Source organism: Pseudomonas sp. Snoq117.2 (assembly GCF_900110545.1).
Lineage (GTDB): Bacteria > Pseudomonadota > Gammaproteobacteria > Pseudomonadales > Pseudomonadaceae > Chryseomonas > Chryseomonas benzopyrenica.
The window spans coordinates 691,878-709,571 of the sequence record NZ_FOED01000001.1 but is presented as its reverse complement, the minus strand read 5'-3'; the positions used below and the strand labels follow the sequence as shown (position 1 = coordinate 709,571).

Here is a 17,694-nt window from a genome sequence, read left to right as displayed (position 1 = left end):
AGGGTGCCTGGCATGTTGAGCTTCGACGGTAGAGCCGTCTCAGCCCAACCTACGGCTCAGTAGCTTCCCTCGCCCCAGTCCTCTCCCCGAGGGAGAGGGGCGCTCAGCCCCGGCGTAGGGTGGAAAACGGCGCAACCTTTTCCACGCGGATTACCTCGACGCTCAAAGCCCTCACCGCCGCTCCAGCAAGACGCCACTTTCCATATGGTGCGTCCAGGGGAACTGGTCGAACAGGGCGCAGCGGGTGATGCGATGGGTGTCCTGCAGCTGGGCGATGTTCTCGGCCAGGGTCTCCGGGTTACAGGAGATATAGAGGATGCGTTCAAAGCGGCGGGTCAGTTCGCAGGTGTCCGGGTCCATGCCGGCGCGGGGCGGGTCGACGAAGACGGTGCCGAAGTCGTAGTTCTTGAGCTCCACGCCAGCCAGGCGGCGGAAGGGTCGGACCTCGTTGAGCGCCTGGGTCAGTTCCTCGGCGGAGAGGCGCACCAGGGTGACGTTGTCCACGCCATTGCTGGCCAGGTTGTGCAGGGCGGCGTTGACCGAGGTCTTGCTCACCTCGGTGGCCAGCACCTTACGCACCCGACTGGCCAGCGGCAGGGTGAAATTGCCGTTGCCGCAATAGAGCTCCAGCAGATCGTCGTCACGCGCGCCCAGGGAGGTATGGGCCCAGGCGAGCATCTTGCCGTTGACCGTGCCATTGGGCTGGGTGAAGCCGCCCTCGGGTTGCAGATAGCGGTAGGTTTTCCCGGCCACCTCCAGTTCTTCGAGCACATGGTCGCGACCGATCACCAGGCGCTGGCCGCGGGAACGACCGATCAGGCTGACGCCGAGGTCGGCGGCCAGGCGCTCGGCGGCGGCTTGCCAGGCGGCGTCCAATGGCCGGTGGTAGGCCAGGGTGATCAGCGCATCGCCGGCCAGGGTGGTGAGGAATTCCACCTGGAACAGCTTGAACGACAGCGCCACGTCCGCCTGCCAGCCGGCCTTGAGGCGCGGCATCAGGTCATTGATGCGCTGGCTGGCGATGGGGAAGTCTTCGATGAGGATCGGCGTGTGCTTGTCGCCCGGGGCGAACATGGCGTAGTGGCGTTCCTCGTTCTCCCGCCACAGGCGGAATTCGGCGCGCAGCCGGTAGTGCTGCAGCGGCGAGGCGAAGACCTCCGGCTCGGGAGCCTGGAAGGGCGCCAGCAGTTCGCGCAAGCGGTTGGCCTTGGCGTCGAGTTGAGCCTGGTAGTCGGCAGGAGCGAAGGAAGGTTGGGACATGGTAGATCCGGGGCAGGGTGAGGCGGGGAGACCTCGGGGCCGGAGCCCCGAGGAGAGGGGTCAGGCGTTGAACCAGCCCAGCTTGATGACGAACAGGATCGACAGCACGATCAGTGCCGAATTCAGCTCGCGGGTGCGGCCGGACAGCAGCTTGATGACGGTCCAGGCGATGAAGCCGAAGGCGATGCCGTTGGCGATGGAATAGGTCAGCGGCATGGCCAGGGCAGTGACCAGCACCGGGGCGGCGGTGGTCAGGTCGTCCCACTCGATCTCGGCCAGCCCCGAGGTCATCAGCACGGCGATGAAGAACAGCGCCGGGGCGGTGGCGAAGGCCGGCACGCTGCCGGCCAGGGGGGCGAAGAACAGCGCCAGCAGGAACAGCACCGCGACCACCACGGCGGTGAGGCCGGTACGACCACCCGCGGAAACCCCCGCGGCGGATTCGATGTAGCTGGTGGTGGTGGAGGTGCCCAGCAGCGAGCCGAACATGGCGGCGGAGCTGTCGGCGATCAGGGCGCGGCCCATCTTCGGCAGGTGGCCATCCTTGCCCATCAGGCCGGCGCGCTTGGCCACGCCGATCAGGGTGCCGGAGTTGTCGAACAGGTCGACGAACAGGAAGGCGAAGATGACGCTGATCAGGCCGACGTCCAGGGCGCCCCGGATGTCCAGCTGGAGGAAGGTCGGTGCCAGCGACGGCGGCATGGACACCAGACCGCCGAAGGCACTGACGCCCAAGGCGATGGCGATCACGGTGACCACCAGGATACCGATCAGCACCGCGCCGGTGACCTTGCGCGCTTCGAGCGCGACGATCAGGAAGAAGCCGAGGATGGCCAGCAGCGGACCGGGTTTGGACAGGTCGCCCAGGCCCACCAGGGTCGCCGGATTACCCACCACGATGCCGGCGGTCTGCAGGGCGATCAGCGCCAGGAACAGGCCGATGCCGGCGGCGATGCCCGAGCGCAGCGGGAGCGGGATGCTGTTGATGATCCATTCGCGGATGCGGAAGATCGACAGCAGGAAGAACATCAGCGCCGAGAGGAACACCGCGCCCAGCGCCACCTGCCAGGTATGGCCCAGATGCAGGACCACGGTGTAGGTGAAGAAGGCGTTTAGGCCCATGCCCGGGGCGAGGGCGATGGGGTAGTTGGCGATCAGTCCCATGAGTGCCGAGCCGATGGCGGCGGCCAGGCAGGTGGCGACGAAGATCGCGCCCTTGTCCATGCCGGTGGCGCCGAGGATGCTCGGGTTGACGAACAGGATGTAGGCCATGGCCAGAAAGGTGGTGACCCCAGCCAGCAGTTCGGTGCGGACAGAGGTGTTGTGGGCCTTGAGTTGGAAGAGTCTTTCCAGCATGGGATGCCTCGTGCGCGCCGGTCTGATCGGAAAAAGGCGCGCATCATAACAGGTCGGTAAACACGGGTAAGACGCTAGGACCTACCCCCCAATCGGCATCGCGTCGAGCACTGTCCGGTTGGTCAACTTCCAGAGGTATGGCCGCTGACCGAATCGCCGGCATTGCGGGCCAGGCGGAAGGCATCCAGGGTGCTCAGGATGCCGAGCACGGCCACGATGCAAAAGGCTAGCCGAAAGTCTGCCAATTGCGGGTCGAAATGGCCGTGCCACTCCATCGAGGCGCGTAGCAACAGGGCGGCGATGGCCACGCCCAGGCCCATGGCCAGCTGGAAATTAGTGCTGAAGAGGGTGGAGGCATGCCCCAGGCGGTCCTTGGGGATGTCGGCGAAGGCCAGGGCATTGCTGGCGGTGAATTGCAGTGAGCGGAACACCCCGCTGCAGAACAGCAAGAGCAAGATCAGCGGTAGCGGCCAGCCGGGGGTGAGCAGGCCGCAGGCCAGCAGGCTGAGAGCGCTGAGCAGGCCATTGACGATCAGGATGGTGCGCAGACCGAAGCGGCGCATGGTGGCGGTGGTAAAGGGCTTGGCCGCGAGATTGCCGGCGAATAGGGCCAACAGGAGCAGGCCGGCCTGGAAGGCGTCCAGGCCGAAGGCCAGCTGGAACATCAGCGGCAGCAGGAAGGGCGCGGTGGCGATGGTGATGCGGAACAGCCCGCCGCCGAGGATGGCCGCGCGGTAGGTGGGGATGCGCAGTGTGCCAAAATCGATCAGCGGTCGTTCGATACGGGCCATGTGACGCACCGCCTTGGTGCCGAGGATCAGCCCTATGCCCATCCAGGCCAGGTTGCTACCCAGGCTGCCCTGATTCTGGCCGAGGCGCTCCACGCCCCACATGAAGGCCACACAGGCCCCGCCCAGCAGCAGGAAACCGCGCCAGTCCAGCGGATGCCGCTGAGTGGGGATGTCGGCCGGCACTAGGCGCCAGGCCAGCACCAGGGCGATCAAGCCCAATGGCAGGTTGAGGTAGAAGATCCAGCGCCAGTCGGCATAGGTAGTGATCAGGCCACCCAGGGGCGGACCGAGCACGGGCGCCACCAGGCCGGGCCAGGTAATGAGGGCGATGGCCCGCACCAGTTCGTGCTTCTCCGTCACCTGCAGCACCACCAGGCGGCCCACGGGGACCATGAGGGCGCCGCCGAGCCCCTGAAGGATGCGCGCGGCGATGAAGTGTTCCAGGGACTGGGCTATCCCGCACAGCAGCGAGGCCAGGGTGAAGACGCCGATGGCCAGGGTAAAGACCGGTCGCGGACCGAAGCGCTCGGCGATCCAGCCGCTCACCGGGATACCCACGGCGATGGCCAGCAGATAGGCGCTGATGCCCAGGTTGAGGTCCACCGGATCACGGCCGAAGGACAGGGCCATCTGCGGCAGGGCCGTGGCGATCACGGTGGCGTCCAGGTTTTCCATGAAGAAGGTGAAGCTCACCAGGCCGGCGAGAATCTTCCAGCGTTCCATGAGTGCGCGCGTCCGGAAAAGAGGTGGGCTACTCTGCCTGAGGTGCTGCAAGGCTCGCCAGCCCTGGCTTACCGATAAAGGTCGAGGAATCGCCGGCACCTGCCAGCCAGACTGCCAGCGTCGAGATGAGACGGTTTCGCCAGCTGTAGTCGCCACCAGGGATTCGTTGCATGAAGGATGTGAACGATAGCCAAGGGTGGGGGCTGATCCTGCAGGACCGATCGGGACGAACGCTGGTAAGGCCAACGGTGCGTCCGCAGGTAGTCGTGGAGCTTTTCCGCTGAGCGCGGGGTCAAAACCTCGAACGCAGAGGAGAAACACCCCCATGATCAAGCAATCGCTGCTCTCCCTGGCTCTGGGTACCGTCGTCCTGGCAGGTGCCCTGCAGGTCCAGGCCGCGCCCGAGTCCATGACGCCGACCAAGCCGGCCGCCGACAAGGCGGCTTCGGAGCCCACCAACGCGCAGTACCAGAACAAGGTCAACAAGAAGGATGCCAATCAGAGCGACGAGGCTGTTACCCACGACCCTGATCATCCTACCTTTGAACTCGAAGAGGGTGGCCGGGCGCCACGCAAGTACATCCGCGATGAGTACGTGATCAAGGACTGGAAGAAGCACGGACTGGAACAGCCGGGCGAAGACAGCCAATGGGTGAAGATCGGTTCCGACTACGTGCTGATCAAGCGCAGCAACGCGGTGATCGACAAGATCGTCAAAGCCAAGCAGTAAGCCATCGTGGCCGGGGCCGGGTGATCGGCCCCGTAGTGTTTGGGGTGTCCAGGCGGCATGCTGAAACACCCTTTTCGGAGTCTCCCGCATGACCAGTGAAATCCGCATCGTCGCCATTCTGCAGGCCAAGCCTGGCCAGGCTGCAGCCGTCGAAAACGCGATGCGCGCCATCGTCGCGCCTTCCCGCGCCGAACCCGCCTGCCACTTCTATACCCCGCATCGCGATCCGAGCCATGAGGGGCGCTATGTCTTCATCGAGCGTTGGGCCAGTCGCGAAGCCCTCGCCGAGCACGAAGAAACCGCGCACTTCAAACAGCTGCTGAGCGATCTCGACGGTCTGCTCAGCGAGGCGCCGCAGGTCATGATCCTGGAAGAATTGCCGCTGGCCTGAGTTCGGCGACATCCTGTTGTCACCTGCCTGAGCCACCCTGGCCTCTTTTCGCGGAGGCCTGGATGAACACCTCGAGACGTCAAGCGCTGGGCCTGCTCGGCCTGGGTCTGAGCGCGCCCTGGTTCGCCGGTTGCAGCGCTCGCGAACCGCAAGCCGATCCTTTCACCCTGGGCGTTGCCAGTGGCGATCCTGCCGTCGATGGCTTCGTCATCTGGACACGGCTGGCACCTGATCCCTTGGCCGCAGATGGCCTGGGCGGTCTGCGCAGCCCGGTCGAGGTGCAGTGGGAGGTCGCCTTGGATCCGGGGCTGCGCCAGGTGGTGCAGCGCGGCATGGCCCAGGCGCGGCCTCAGGCGGCTTTCAGCCTGGCGATCACCCTGGTCGATCTGCGCCCGGGGCGCCCCTACTGGTATCGCTTCACCGCCCTGGGGCATCGGAGTCGGATCGGCCAGGCCACCACCTTGCCGCCTTCGGCCAGTGCGCCGCAGCGTCTCAAGCTGGTGGCCGCCTCCTGTTCCCACTATGAGAAAGGCTTCTTCAGTGCCTACCGGCATATGGCCGACGAGCAGCCGGATCTGGCGCTCTTCCTGGGCGACTACCTCTATGAGGGCAACGTACCCCTGCACCTGCCGACGGTACGCCGACACGGCCTGCCGGAGGCACGGGACCTCGCCAGCTACCGGCGGCGCCACGCCCTGTACCGCACCGATCCCGATCTGCAATACCTGCACGCCAAGGTCACCAGTGTCATCACCTGGGACGATCACGAGGTGCAGAACGACTATTCCGGTCCCTGGTCGGCGGATCCTCAGGTCAGCCTGGCCGCCTTCGCCGCGCGACGGCAGGCGGCCTACCAGGCCTTTCGCGAGCACGTACCCCTGCGTAGCTGGCGCACCCAGGGCACAGCGCTGCGCCTCTATGACCGGTGGCGCTTTGGCGACCTGGCCGAGATCCATCTGCTCGATGGTCGCCAGTACCGCAGCGAGCCGGCCTGCGCCACGGCCAGGACCCGCGGTGGCCAGCTGGTCGCCCCGGATTGCCCGGGTCTGCGCGACGCCGCGCGCAGCATGCTCGGGCAGGCGCAGGAGCGCTGGCTGCTGGATGGCTTTCGCCATAATGCCACCCGCTGGAATCTGATCGCCCAGGATCTCCTGCTGGCACCCCTGCGGCAGCGCCTGCCGGATGGCGATCCGGCGCGCTGGACCGATGGCTGGGACGGCTATCCGGCGACTCGCGAGCGGCTGCTCGCGGCCATGGCCGACAGCCGCCTGGCCAATCCGGTAACCCTGGGCGGCGATATCCATTCGTTCTGGGTGACGGATCTGCACCGCGATCCGGAAGACGAGCGGAGTCCGGTGGTGGCGAGCGAATTCGTCGGCACGTCCATCACCTCGGACGGCCCGGACTACCGACGTTTCCAGGCGTTGTTGCCGGAGAATCCCCAAGTGCGCTTCTTCGACAGTCGGCAGCGCGGCTATCTGGCCCTGGAACTGACGCGGGAACGACTGCAGGTGGACCTGCGCACCATCAGTGACCGAACCCGTCCGGATGCCGAGCGCAGCAACCGGGCGAGTTTCGTGGTGGAGGGAGGACGGCCAGGGGCCGTCCCTATCTAACGGCTCAGACGAACAGCGACAGCAGCATGATGAAGGCCAGGGCCACCACCGAGAGGATGGTTTCCATCATCGACCAGGTCTTGAAGGTCTCGGCCACGGTCATGTTGAAGTATTGCTTTACCAACCAGAAGCCAGCGTCGTTGACGTGGGAGAGGATCACCGAACCGGCGCCGGCGGCCAGCACCAGCAGTTCCTTGTTCACGCCGGGCACCAGCGCCACCACGGGGGCGACGATGCCGGCACCGGTGATGGTCGCCACGGTGGCGGAACCGGTGGCCACGCGGATCACCGCCGCCACCAGCCAGGTCAGCAGGATCGGCGAGATCTGCGTCTGCACCGCCAGGTTGCCGATCACCTCACCGACGCCGCTGGCCACCAGCATCTGCTTGAAGCCACCGCCGGCGCCGACGATCAGCACGATGGCCGCCACCGGGGCCAGACTCTGGTCGAGCAGCTTGACGATCTTCTCGCGGGAGAAGCCGCAGGCGGTGCCGAAGCTGTAGAAGCTCAGCAGCAGGGCGGCGAGGAGGGCGGTGATGGGGTGGCCGATGAAGTCCATCCAGATGCGGAAGTGGTTGTCGGCGGCGAAGAAGATGTCGGCGAAGGCCTTGAGCAGCATCAGGATCACCGGCAGCAGCACGGTGAACACGGTGATGCCGAAGCCTGGCAGGTTGCGGTTGTCGGTCTCCTGGGCGATCTGGGCGACCAGCTCGGCGTTGGCCGAACCGGGGATGCGCTTGGAGATCCAGGCACCGAAGATGGGACCGGCGATCATGGCGGTGGGCAGGCCGACCAGCAGGCCATAGAAGATGGTCTTGCCGATGTCGGCACCGAACACCCCGACCGCCAGCAGCGGACCCGGGTGCGGCGGCACCAGGCCGTGCACGGCGGACAGGCCGGCCAGCAGCGGGATACCCAGTTTGACCAGCGACAGGCCGGTGCGGCGGGCGACGATGAACACCAGGGGCGCCAGCAGCACGAAGCCGATCTCGAAGAACAGCGGAATGCCCACCAGGAAGGCGGCGAACATCATCGCCCAGTGCACGCGCTTGATGCCGAAGGCGCGGATCAGCGTCTGGGCGATCTGGTCGGCGCCGCCGGAATCGGCCATCAGCTTGCCGAGCATGGTACCCAGGCCGAGCAGGATGCCGACGAAGCCAAGCACGCCACCGAAGCCGTCCTGGAAGGATTTCATGACCTTTTCCACCGGCATGCCGGAGGTCAGGCCGAGAAAGCCCGAGGCGATGGTCAGGGCGATGAAGGGATGGACCTTGAACTTGGTGATCAAGAGCACCAGGCCGATGATGGTGACCAGGGCGTCGAGCAGAAGGAAGCTGTTGTGGTCCATGCCGAACATGGTGCCTCTCCTATTGTTGTTGTGGGCGTTGTAAGAGCCTATTCAAAGTCTGCTGCGCGTCGGCCAAAGTGCGTTGAAAAGGGCTTCGGAATGCTCATTTACCATTCGTAAACTCCGCTTCCTCAGCCCTTTTCGCCTTGTTTGTCTCTAGCTCGCGAGACTATGAACAGACCCTAAGGGTTGGAATGGGTAGCGCTGTCTCGTCAGGCCGGTTGGGCCAGGCGCGCCGAGGTGGTCCACCAGGCCGACACCTGGGTGCCGATGGCGGCTAGCGGATCGCGGGCGTCCACTACCAGCGTAGCCGGTTCACCGTGGGGTGCTTCCAGGGCGGCGAACTGGCTGTCGATCAGGCTGGCGGGCATGAAGTGCCCTGGACGATTGGCGACGCGCTGGGCCGCGGTCTCGCGGGTCAGTTCGAGAAAGACGAAACCGAGACCGGGCACGGCCTGGCGCAGCTGGTCGCGATAGCGGCGCTTGAGCGCGGAACAGGTGAGTACGGGACGTTCGCCCGCGGCCACGGCAGCGGCCAGTTCCTCACCCAGGCGAGTCAGCCAGCCGGCGCGATCTTCATCGTTGAGGGGAATGCCGGCGCTCATCTTGGTGATGTTGGCGGCGGGGTGGAAGGCGTCGCCTTCGATCAGGCGGCCACCGTCCTGCTCGGCAATGGCCGCGCCGACGCTGCTCTTGCCGCAGCCTGCGACGCCCATGACCACGAGCGCGGGAATGGGAGTGTTCATCGTCACCTCCGGTCTGGAGACAGCGCTACCCCGGAAAATTAAAAAGGGAGCGGCTTCCAGTTCTTGTCGATCTTGTTAGGCCGAATGCCGACGTGTTCCTGGAGGACACGCCAGGCTTGTAGTGTCTGGTGAGACAGCGCTACCTTAGGCGCGTTCTCCGTCCTTGACAAGCCTGAAACCATAACAATGAATCGAACGGGTTCTCGTAGTTCCGGTCGGCCCACCCTCACCGAGGTGGCGCTGCAGGCCGGTGTTTCGCCCATCACGGCCTCGCGGGCCTTGCGTGGTGTCGCCAGCGTGGCGCCCGAGCTGGTCACCCGCGTGCAGGAAGCCGCCGCGCGTCTCGGCTATGTCACCAATCCGGCCGCCCGCGCCCTGGCCTCGGCTCAGGGGCACTCGGTGGTGGTGCTGGTCCCCTCGCTGTCCAACCATCTGTTCATCGAGCCGTTGGAGGCCATCCACGAGGTCCTACGCCCCCGTGGCCTGGAAGTGCTGATCGGCAACTACCACTACGATCCCCTGGAAGAGGAGAAGCTGATCCGCAACTACCTGGCCTATCAGCCCCGGGGCCTGCTGCTGACCGGCTTCGACCGTACCGACGCCGCCCGTCAGCTTTTGGCGGCCAGTGGGGTACCGCGGGTGCACATGATGGAGCTGGATCCGGCTGGCGGGGTGCCCAGCGTGGGCTTTTCCCAGCATGCCGCCGGCGCTGCCGCGGCGCGGCATCTGCTGGCGGCGGGGCGCAAGCGGCTGGGTTATGTCGCCGCCCAGCTCGACCCGCGGGCGCTGGCCCGGGGCGAAGGGTTTCGCCAGGTGCTGCGCGAGGCGGGTTGCTACGATCCGAGTCTGGATGTGCTGGATTCGCAGCCGTCGTCCGTGGGCCTGGGCGCCCAGCAGTTTCGCGAGCTGCTGGCCCGCCGGCCGGATGTCGACGGCCTGTTCTTCTGCAACGACGACCTGGCCCAGGGCGCGCTGTTCGAGGCCCAGCGGCTGGGAATCGCCATCCCGGAGCGGGTCTCGGTGCTGGGCTTCAACGACCTGCCCGGCTCGGCGCACACGGTGCCCCGGCTGACCTCCATCCAGACCCCGCGCGCCGCGGTGGGGCGCCAGGCGGCGACCCTCCTGCTAGGCCTGCTCGACGGTCGCAGCCAACCGACCTGCGTGGACCTGGGGTTCGAGTTGGTGAGCCGGGAGAGTGTGTAAGGTCAGCGTCGAAGGCTCCTAGCGGGGCTTCGATCCGGCAACGTTGGGCTTCGCCACGCTCAGCGCCAACCTACGGTGCCCGTGTTCGCCACGCGACGTAGGTTGGGTTGAGACGGCTCTATCGTCGAAGCCCAACAATAGGGGTTAGGTCCGACGATGTTGGGCTTCGCTACGCTCAGCACCAACCTACGGTGCCCGCGTAGGTTGGGTTGAGACGGCTCCATCGTCGAAGCCCAACGGCAGAGTCTCGATCTGGCCATGTTGGGCTTCGCTACGCTCAGCGCCAACCTACGGGGCCGAGCCACTCACGCTCCTACCGCTTCGTGCCGACCGTAGGAGCGGCCCATGGCCGCGATTCGCTAGCGCCAATCTACCGCAATGCCTTGGCCAGGATCCGTGACTGGCCCTGGAAATCCTGGCGTGCATAGAACGCCTGGGCATCTTCGTTGAATTCCATGACCTCCAGGCGCAATTCGTCGACGTCGTTGTCCCGGGCCCAGGCTTCCACGGCTTCCAGCAACCGTGCGCCCACGCCCAGCCGTCGGTGGTTGGCGGCCACCACCAGGGTGCCGATCCGGCAGAGGACCAAGGGCTGCAGAAAGGAAATCGAGCGGGTATCGGACAGTCGTGCGGTGACGAAGCCCACCAGTTCGCCCCTGGCCTCGCCGACGAACATCACCCCATCGTCCGGCTCCAGCTGGGCGGCCCAGTAGTCCTGGTCGCGCCAGCCGCCGGAGGGCGCGGCAAAGGTCGCCGGGGCCTGTCGGTGATGCTGCTCGGCGAGTTGTTCGGCCAGGCGGCAGATGGCGGCGAGGTCGGTGACGAAGGCGGGACGGATACGCAAGAGCGGTGCTCGCAAGAGGAGTCGACCCTCCACCTTACGCCGCACGGCGCAGGTCAGGAAGCCTCCGCCGCCAGCTGCTGGTACCAGTCGGCATAGGGCGTGTTCTTGGCCATCCGACGGTTGTAATCGGGTGCGCCAACGGTCCACCAGACCGGTCCGCGTTCACCCAGGGCATGCTTGGCGGCGTCCACCGCCGCGCGGGCGGTGCGCAGGGCCGCGTCGTCACCCTGGCGCTTGGCCACACCCACCTGGCGGCGGGCGTCCATCAGCTCATGGGTCAGGGCGTCGCGGCGGTCGGCGGGCAGGCTGGGGTCGGTACAGCGCCAGAGCCGGCCCCTGACCACGAAATAACGACCGTCTGGAGTGGTGGGATAGCGCATGGCAGGGGCCCCTTGGTCAGTCTTCGATGTCGAGCAGGGCGCGGCAGTCCGGGTAGTTCGAGCAGGCCCAGAATTCCCGCCCCTGGTGGCGACCGCTGCGCGCACGGCGGCGGACCATGGGCGCCTGGCACTCGGGGCACTCCGGCGCCAGCGCCTGGTTGGGCGCTACCTTACGGTTGCGCGGCCGGCGCCCGCCGAACACGGCGTCGTGTACGGCACTGGCGGAATAGCGCGCCGCCGCCGGGATCTCCACCAGACGCAACTGGGCGGCCTCGCACACCGCGCGGACGAAGCGGTCGCGTTGCTGCCGATGACGCTGCAGGTGCGACCTGTCGTTGAGTTCGACCACCGCGTGTACGGCGAGGTCGTCGCGGCGGCAGATGGCGAAGTCGAAGTGCTTGCAGTTGATGCGATTCTGCGCGATCAGGTAGCGGCGGCGATCGCGCAGCGGCAAGGTCTGGACCACATCGGCGATGCGCACCTTGCCGAACACCCGGTAGTCGTCGCCCACGGCCTCGTCGAGCACGGCGAGAAAGGCCTGTTCGGCAGGGGTGAAGAGGGCTTCGACCTGGCGATAGGGAAAGGCGGCCTGGCGATGGCGTTGCCACCACCACAGTGCCCCCAGGTACAGCAGTCCGGCCAGGACCAGCAGGGGCAGGTAACGCTCGTACATCGCGAACTCCAACAGCGGGGCGCCATGATAGTGAGTTCCGGCGCCGGACAGCAGCGCGGGCGACGAAGCGTCAGTCGCGCCGCGGTAGTTGCCGTTGCAGATCGTCCAGGCGCAGCTGGGTCACCGACTTCAGACAGCTCAGGTACTGCAGCTGCTGCATGGCGCCCTGGAAACCGCGGGTGGCGGTGGCGCAGCGGGGCGCCCGGTCGTCTTGCCAGAGCTGTTGCAGCCGCTCGAAGGCGGGGCGTTGCGTGGGGGCGGTGGCAGCCAGCCGTCGGCTGTAGACGTCCGCCAGACGGGCTTCGGCCGCGGCCAGATCCCCGGCGGCGCAGGCCGCCAACTGGGCCTCGCTGCCCTGGCGATCGCAGTCGGCAGGCGGCTGTTCGGCGGCGAGCGCCAGGGGCGGAACGGTCAGGACGAGCAGCAGCGAGGACAGGCGGAAGGCGGACATGGAGGCAGCTATCTGGACGGCAATCCCTTCAGACTGCCGCAAGTGGAGGGCGCTCACCAAGCGCCGCCGGTCTCCTGGGTCTCGCCGTGGGTGTCGCGGAAGTGGCGGATCTGCACCAGCAGCCAGTCGATCCAGCGCTGCACCGGGGCGTCCACCGGACCTTTGGGCAACACCAGGAAGTAGGCCTGGGTCGAGAGCTGGTTGAACCGATCCGGCAGGGGCCGCACCAGGACACCACTGGCGAGCATCCGTTGGGCCAGCACGCAGCCGCCGAGGGCCACGCCCTTGCCGGCCGCCGCCTGTTGCAGGGCCATGCCGCTCAGGGAATAGCGTGGGCCGCGCAGGCTATCGCCCAAAGGAACCTGCTGGCTGGCGAACCAATCCTGCCAGGCGTTGAAGCGGCTGCTGGGACGCCCCGAGCGCCAGCCGCCGGGCCATTCGGCATGCAGTAGCGGATAGTCCAGCAAGGCGGCGGGTTCTGCCAGCGGCGCCGGGATCAGCGCCGGGCTGCACACCGGAAAGATCCATTCGCGCAGCAGCAGGCGGGTCTCGCCGTCCTGCCAATCGCCCCGGCCATAGCGGATCGCCGCCTGGGCACCGCCCTCGGTGCCCAGGGGCACGATGGCGGACGAGGCGTCGAGAAAGACCTCGATGTCCGGATGCTGTCGCTGGAAGTCTTCCAAGCGCGGCAATAGCCACTCCTGACCGAAGGTGGGCGGCGCGCTGACGGTCAGGACACTGTTCTTGACCCGCGCCCGGGCGACGGCGCGGGCCAGGCCGTCGAGGTGCGGCGCGATCTCGGCCGCGAGGGCGCGACCTTGGGCAGTAAGCCGCACCCCCTGGGGCAGACGCTCGAACAGCGGTTGCCCCAGCTCGGCTTCGAGCAGGCGGATTTGTCGACTGATGGCGCCGGCGGTGACGTGCAGCTCGTCCGCGGCCCTGGCGAACTGTTGGTGCCGCGCGGCGGCGGCAAAGGCGCGCAGGGCGTTGAGGGGAAGGGGAGTGGTCACGCTGAGCCTTAGTTTTCCTGAGCCTGACACCCATTAAACATCGTTTGTCCGACCTGTTCAGCCCCCGTCACCATTCAGGCTCACTTATTCGTGGAGCGACGCTCATGCGCAAGGAGCTGGATGCCACGGCCGTGCTGGTCATGCTGGCGCTCTGCCTGGTCTGGGGCCTGCAGCAGACGGCGATCAAGGCCATCGCCGAACAGGTCGACCCGCTGCTGCAGATCGGCTGGCGTTCGCTGCTGGCAGCCGGGTTGCTCTACGGCCTGGCACGCTGGTGCGGCATCCGCTGCCTGGGGCGCGACCAGACGCTGATTCCCGGACTGCTCGCCGGTTCGCTGTTCGCCCTGGAGTTCCTCTGCATGGCGGTGGGCCTGAAATACACCAGCGCCGCGCACATGGTGGTGTTCATCTACACGGCGCCGCTGTTCGCCGCCTGTGGCCTGCACTGGCTGGTGCCCGGCGAGCGGCTGTCGGGGCGTCAGTGGCTGGGCATGGTGCTGGCGGCCAGTGGCGTGGTCTGTGCCTTCCTGATTGGCAAGCCGAGCGGCGGCACCAGCTGGCAGGGCGATCTGATCGGCCTGGTCGGCGGTGCCGCCTGGGGTGCCACCACGGTGCTGATCCGCCGCAGCGCCCTGGCCGAGGCGCCGCCGCTGCGCACCCTGTTCTATCAACTCGGGGTGACCGGGGTGGTGCTGCTGGCGCTGGCCCTGCCGCTCGGCAAACGCCTGGATCTGGCAGCACTCGACTCCCTGGCCTGGTCGAGTCTGGCGTTCCAGGTGTTCATCGTCGCCGGCATCAGTCTGCTGGGGTGGTTCGTGCTGCTCAGTCGCTATCGCGCCGCGCCCCTGGGGGTGCTGACCCTGCTGACGCCGCTGTTCGGGGTGCTGATGGGCGTCTGGCTGCTGGACGAGACCCCAGGCCCTGGTTTTCTTGCAGGTGCCGCCCTGGTGCTCAGCGGTCTGCTGATCGTCAGCTATCCTTCCCGCTCGCGAGCTGCGTCCCGCTGACTCGCCTGGCCTTGAGAATCCGATGTCGTCCACCTCGCTGCATCCCTGGTTGCTGCGCCTCATTCCCCTGGTGTTCCTGGCCCTGTGGTCCGCCGGATTCGCCGTGTCCAAGGTGGGCCTGGCCTATGCACCACCCTTCACCCTGCTGGCGATGCGCTATGCCCTGGCCTTCAGCGTGCTACTGGTCGCCTTCCTCATCCTGCGCCCGCCACTGCCGCGTACGCGGCGGGAGTGGGCGAATCTGGCCGTGGTGGGCTTTCTGATCCAGGGCGTCTATTTCGGCATGAGCTATGGCGCTCTGGTGATGGGCGCCTCGGCCAACGTGGTGGCCATGGTCGCCTCGTTGCAACCCATCCTGGTGGCCCTGGGCGCACCGCTGCTGGTAGGCGAGCGGGTGGCGCCGCTGCAGTGGCTGGGACTGGCCTTGGGACTGCTCGGCGCCATCGGCGTGATCCTGGCGCGGGCGAGCGTCGCCGTGGAGTCCGTGGCGGGCATCTTCCTGGCGGTGGGCGCGCTGCTGGGCATGACCAGCGCCGTACTCTATGAAAAGCGCCTGGGCGTGGCCCAGCATCCGGTCACCAACAACCTGGTGCAGTACAGCGTCGGTCTGCTGTGTTGCGCGCCCCTGGCGTTGCTGTTCGAGCACACGCCGGTGCACTGGGCGCCAGCCTTCGTCGGCGCCCTGGCCTATCTGGTGCTGGCCAATTCGCTGCTGGCCATCAGCCTGCTGGTGTGGATGATCCGCGCTGGCGAGGCGGCACGGGTCAGTGCGCTGTTCTTCTGCGTACCGCCAGGCGCCGCTCTGAGCGCCTGGTTGCTGCTCGGCGAAACCTTGCCACCGCCGGCCTGGATGGCCATGGTCATCGCCATCGGCGGGGTGCTGCTGGCGACCCGGGCGGGAAGCAAGGCGGCGCGCTGAACCGCGCCGCCTACGGCTAAGCCGTCTTGAGCCCGGCCAGCACCTTGTCCACCGTGAGCGGATAGTCGCGGATGCGCACCCCGCAGGCGTTGTAGACGGCGTTGGTGAGGGCGGCTCCTGCGCCACAGATGCCCAGTTCGCCGACGCCCTTGATCTTCAGCGGGTTAGCCTTGTCGTCCACTTCCGGCAGGAAATGAGCTTCGATGGCGGGGATGTCCAGGTGACAGGGGTAGTGGTAGTCGGCCAGGTCATGGTTGACGAAGTGACCGTGACGGGTATCGATCACCCCGTCTTCGTGCAAGGCGCTGCCCACCCCCCAGATCATCCCGCCGAGCATCTGCGAATGGGCGGTCTTCTCGTTGAGGATGCGCCCCGCGGCGAACACCCCGAGCATGCGCCGCAGGCGGATCTCGCCGGTGAGGGCGTGCACCCCCACCTCGGCGAAGAAGGCGCCGTAGCCCTGCTGGGAATAGTCCTTGAGCGTCTGCCCCGGCTTGATCTCGCCAATGGCCTGGAGATCATGCTCGCGCGCCAGTTCGGCGAGGTCGCGACTGCCGTTGTCGGCGATCAGCCGGCCGCCGACGAAACGGGCGCTGGCCGGATCGAGGCCCGCCGCTTGCGCCGCCTTAACGCGCAGGTTCTCGCAGGCGACATAGACCGAGGAGCCGGAACTGGCGGCGCCAAAGGAACCGCCGGAGCCGGCACCGGCCGGATCGTCGCTGTCGCCCAGCAGCACCTTGACCCGTTCCACCGGCAAGCCGAGGGACTCACCGGCGATCTGCGCCAGGATGGTATAGGTCCCGGTGCCGATATCGGTCATCGAGGTCTTGACCGTGGCCGTGCCATCGGCCTCCAGGCGGACCCCGGCCTGGGATGGCCTGAGCATGTTGGCGCGACTGGCCGCGGCCATGCCCATGCCGATCAGCCAGTCGCCGTCGCGCACCTGGCCGGGCGTGGCATTGCGCTGGTTCCAGCCGAAGCGGCGGGCGCCGTCCTGCATGCACTCCACCAGCTTGCGGGAGGAGAAGGGGATGTGCTTTTCCGGGTCCTGGCTGGGCTCGTTGCGGATGCGCAGCTCGATGGGATCGAGCGCGAGCATGACCGCCAGCTCGTCCATGGCGTTTTCGCTGGCGAGCATGCCCACGGCTTCGCCGGGCGCGCGGCAGGAGCCGGATTCGGGCAGGTCCAGCTCGACCATGCGGTGCGCCACCAGGCGGTCATCGCCGGCATAGAGGGTACGCGAGGACAGACCGGTGGGTTCGTAGTAGGTCAGGCCACGCGCCGAATGGGACCAGCCCTCGTGGGCCATGGCGAGGAGACGGCCATCACGGTCGGCACCCAGGCGGATGCGCTGCACCGTGGCCGAGCGGTGGTCGGTGATCTGGAACATCTGCTGGCGGGTGAGGGTGACCTTGACCGGCCGACCGATCGCCCGGGCGGCCATGGCGCCGATCAGGGCATCGGCATAGATCGGCAGCTTGCCGCCGAAACCACCGCCGATGTAGCGCGCCACGATGCGGACGTTCTCCTTGGGCAGTTGCAAGGTATTGGCCACGCAACTCTGCGCCTGCTCGACGAACTGGGTGGAGCAATAGATCGTCACCCGGTCGCCGTCCCACTGGGCGAGGCTGGCGTGGGGCTCCATCTGCGCATGGATGTGGTAGGGCGTGGTATAGCGCTGGTCGAGCTTGACCGGTGCCCGGGCGAAGGCGGCGTCGACATCGCCCGAGGCGGTGTCGGTGGGCTGGTCGCCATCCGGTGGCTTCACCGCCTGGCCGAGGTTGGCGGCCAGATCGAAGGCGCCCGGTTCGGCGGCGTAGTCGATCTCCACCAGGGCCGCCGCCAGGCGTGCCTCCTCGAAGGTCTCGGCCACCACGAAGGCCACCGGCTCGCCGAAATAACGCACCTGGTCGCTGTCGAGGTAGGGCTTGGGCCGGGTGAAGCGACCGCTGTTGTCCGGCTCGCGCGCGGCCTGGCGCGGTGCGTTGCGATAGGTCAGCACGCTGAGCACGCCCGGCGCGCCCTCCGCGGCCGAGGTGTCCAGCCGGCTGATGCGACCCTTGGCGATAGTGGCGCCGACGATGAAGCCGTAGGCGACGCGATCATTGCGGAATTCGAAGCTGTAGGGCGCCTGGCCGGTGACCTTGAGCAGGCCGTCGACGCGGTCGATGGGCTTGCCGATCAGGCCGCCGCGATTCTCGTCGATCAGGTTGCGGCCGGCGGGTTCGTTCATTTCCATGCTGCTG

Annotated in this window: 17 protein-coding genes; 6 read left to right on the top strand and 11 right to left on the bottom strand. The window is 67.1% G+C overall.

Annotation, left to right across the window (positions count from 1 at the left end):
- Window positions 1–171: 171 nt before the first annotated feature.
- The 3 genes from trmA to BMZ43_RS03515 form a co-directional block, all read right to left on the bottom strand.
- Window positions 172–1,260: a tRNA (uridine(54)-C5)-methyltransferase TrmA gene (trmA, locus tag BMZ43_RS03525; protein WP_093249828.1), complete on the bottom strand. Its 1,089-nt coding sequence runs from the start codon at window positions 1,258–1,260 to the stop codon at window positions 172–174.
- 60 nt (window positions 1,261–1,320) lie between these two features.
- The gene (locus BMZ43_RS03520; RefSeq protein WP_064306703.1) at window positions 1,321–2,616 is read right to left on the bottom strand and encodes an NCS2 family permease; all 1,296 of its coding nucleotides are present in this window, start codon (window positions 2,614–2,616) and stop codon (window positions 1,321–1,323) included.
- 122 nt (window positions 2,617–2,738) lie between these two features.
- A complete protein-coding gene (locus tag BMZ43_RS03515; protein WP_064306702.1) occupies window positions 2,739–4,130 on the bottom strand; it encodes an MFS transporter in 1,392 nt (463 codons plus the stop codon).
- Window positions 4,131–4,455: 325 nt separating this feature from the next.
- Here BMZ43_RS03515 and BMZ43_RS03510 point away from each other — a divergent pair, with 325 nt between their 5' ends.
- The 3 genes from BMZ43_RS03510 (at window position 4,456) to BMZ43_RS03500 (ending at window position 6,867) form a co-directional block, all read left to right on the top strand.
- Entirely contained in the window at window positions 4,456–4,860 is a 405-nt protein-coding gene (locus BMZ43_RS03510; RefSeq protein ID WP_017638971.1) for an RcnB family protein, read from the top strand.
- Between the two features lie 88 nt (window positions 4,861–4,948).
- Window positions 4,949–5,251, top strand: a complete 303-nt coding sequence (locus BMZ43_RS03505) for a putative quinol monooxygenase (RefSeq protein ID WP_064306701.1) — start codon at window positions 4,949–4,951, stop codon at window positions 5,249–5,251.
- 62 nt (window positions 5,252–5,313) lie between these two features.
- Complete coding sequence (locus tag BMZ43_RS03500) at window positions 5,314–6,867, top strand: alkaline phosphatase D family protein (protein WP_064306700.1); 1,554 nt, start codon at window positions 5,314–5,316, stop codon at window positions 6,865–6,867.
- 4 nt (window positions 6,868–6,871) lie between these two features.
- Here the strand turns inward: BMZ43_RS03500 and BMZ43_RS03495 are convergent, their stop codons facing one another.
- A complete protein-coding gene (locus BMZ43_RS03495; protein ID WP_017638968.1) occupies window positions 6,872–8,224 on the bottom strand; it encodes a GntP family permease in 1,353 nt (450 codons plus the stop codon).
- Between the two features lie 203 nt (window positions 8,225–8,427).
- Window positions 8,428–8,961 (bottom strand): gluconokinase, encoded by a 534-nt coding sequence (locus BMZ43_RS03490; protein WP_064306699.1) that lies wholly within the window; start codon window positions 8,959–8,961, stop codon window positions 8,428–8,430.
- 186 nt (window positions 8,962–9,147) lie between these two features.
- Between BMZ43_RS03490 and BMZ43_RS03485 the strand changes: the two genes are divergently transcribed.
- A complete protein-coding gene (locus BMZ43_RS03485; protein ID WP_064306698.1) occupies window positions 9,148–10,164 on the top strand; it encodes an HTH-type transcriptional regulator GntR in 1,017 nt (338 codons plus the stop codon).
- Window positions 10,165–10,534: 370 nt separating this feature from the next.
- On the opposite strand, the gene BMZ43_RS03480 is transcribed toward BMZ43_RS03485, so the two are convergent.
- From BMZ43_RS03480 to BMZ43_RS03460, 5 genes are all read right to left on the bottom strand, one after another.
- Window positions 10,535–11,008 (bottom strand): GNAT family N-acetyltransferase, encoded by a 474-nt coding sequence (locus BMZ43_RS03480; protein ID WP_017638965.1) that lies wholly within the window; start codon window positions 11,006–11,008, stop codon window positions 10,535–10,537.
- 53 nt (window positions 11,009–11,061) lie between these two features.
- Window positions 11,062–11,388 carry a hypothetical protein gene (locus tag BMZ43_RS03475; RefSeq protein ID WP_093249825.1) on the bottom strand — a complete coding sequence of 109 codons (327 nt, stop codon included), beginning with the start codon at window positions 11,386–11,388 and terminating at the stop codon, window positions 11,062–11,064.
- A gap of 16 nt (window positions 11,389–11,404) precedes the next feature.
- Complete coding sequence (locus BMZ43_RS03470) at window positions 11,405–12,061, bottom strand: DUF2726 domain-containing protein (RefSeq protein WP_093249821.1); 657 nt, start codon at window positions 12,059–12,061, stop codon at window positions 11,405–11,407.
- 70 nt (window positions 12,062–12,131) lie between these two features.
- On the bottom strand, window positions 12,132–12,512 hold the full coding sequence (locus BMZ43_RS03465; protein ID WP_064306695.1) for a lysozyme inhibitor LprI family protein: 381 nt from the start codon (window positions 12,510–12,512) through the stop codon (window positions 12,132–12,134).
- 53 nt (window positions 12,513–12,565) lie between these two features.
- Entirely contained in the window at window positions 12,566–13,522 is a 957-nt protein-coding gene (locus tag BMZ43_RS03460; RefSeq protein WP_093249819.1) for a LysR substrate-binding domain-containing protein, read from the bottom strand.
- Window positions 13,523–13,626: 104 nt separating this feature from the next.
- Here BMZ43_RS03460 and BMZ43_RS03455 point away from each other — a divergent pair, with 104 nt between their 5' ends.
- Window positions 13,627–14,529: a DMT family transporter gene (locus BMZ43_RS03455; RefSeq protein WP_093249816.1), complete on the top strand. Its 903-nt coding sequence runs from the start codon at window positions 13,627–13,629 to the stop codon at window positions 14,527–14,529.
- A 22-nt stretch (window positions 14,530–14,551) separates the two neighbouring features.
- A complete protein-coding gene (locus BMZ43_RS03450) occupies window positions 14,552–15,448 on the top strand; it encodes a DMT family transporter (protein ID WP_093249813.1) in 897 nt (298 codons plus the stop codon).
- A gap of 16 nt (window positions 15,449–15,464) precedes the next feature.
- Here BMZ43_RS03450 and BMZ43_RS03445 read toward each other — a convergent pair whose 3' ends face one another.
- Complete coding sequence (locus BMZ43_RS03445; RefSeq protein ID WP_093249808.1) at window positions 15,465–17,687, bottom strand: xanthine dehydrogenase family protein molybdopterin-binding subunit; 2,223 nt, start codon at window positions 17,685–17,687, stop codon at window positions 15,465–15,467.
- Between the last annotated feature and the right edge of the window lie 7 nt (window positions 17,688–17,694).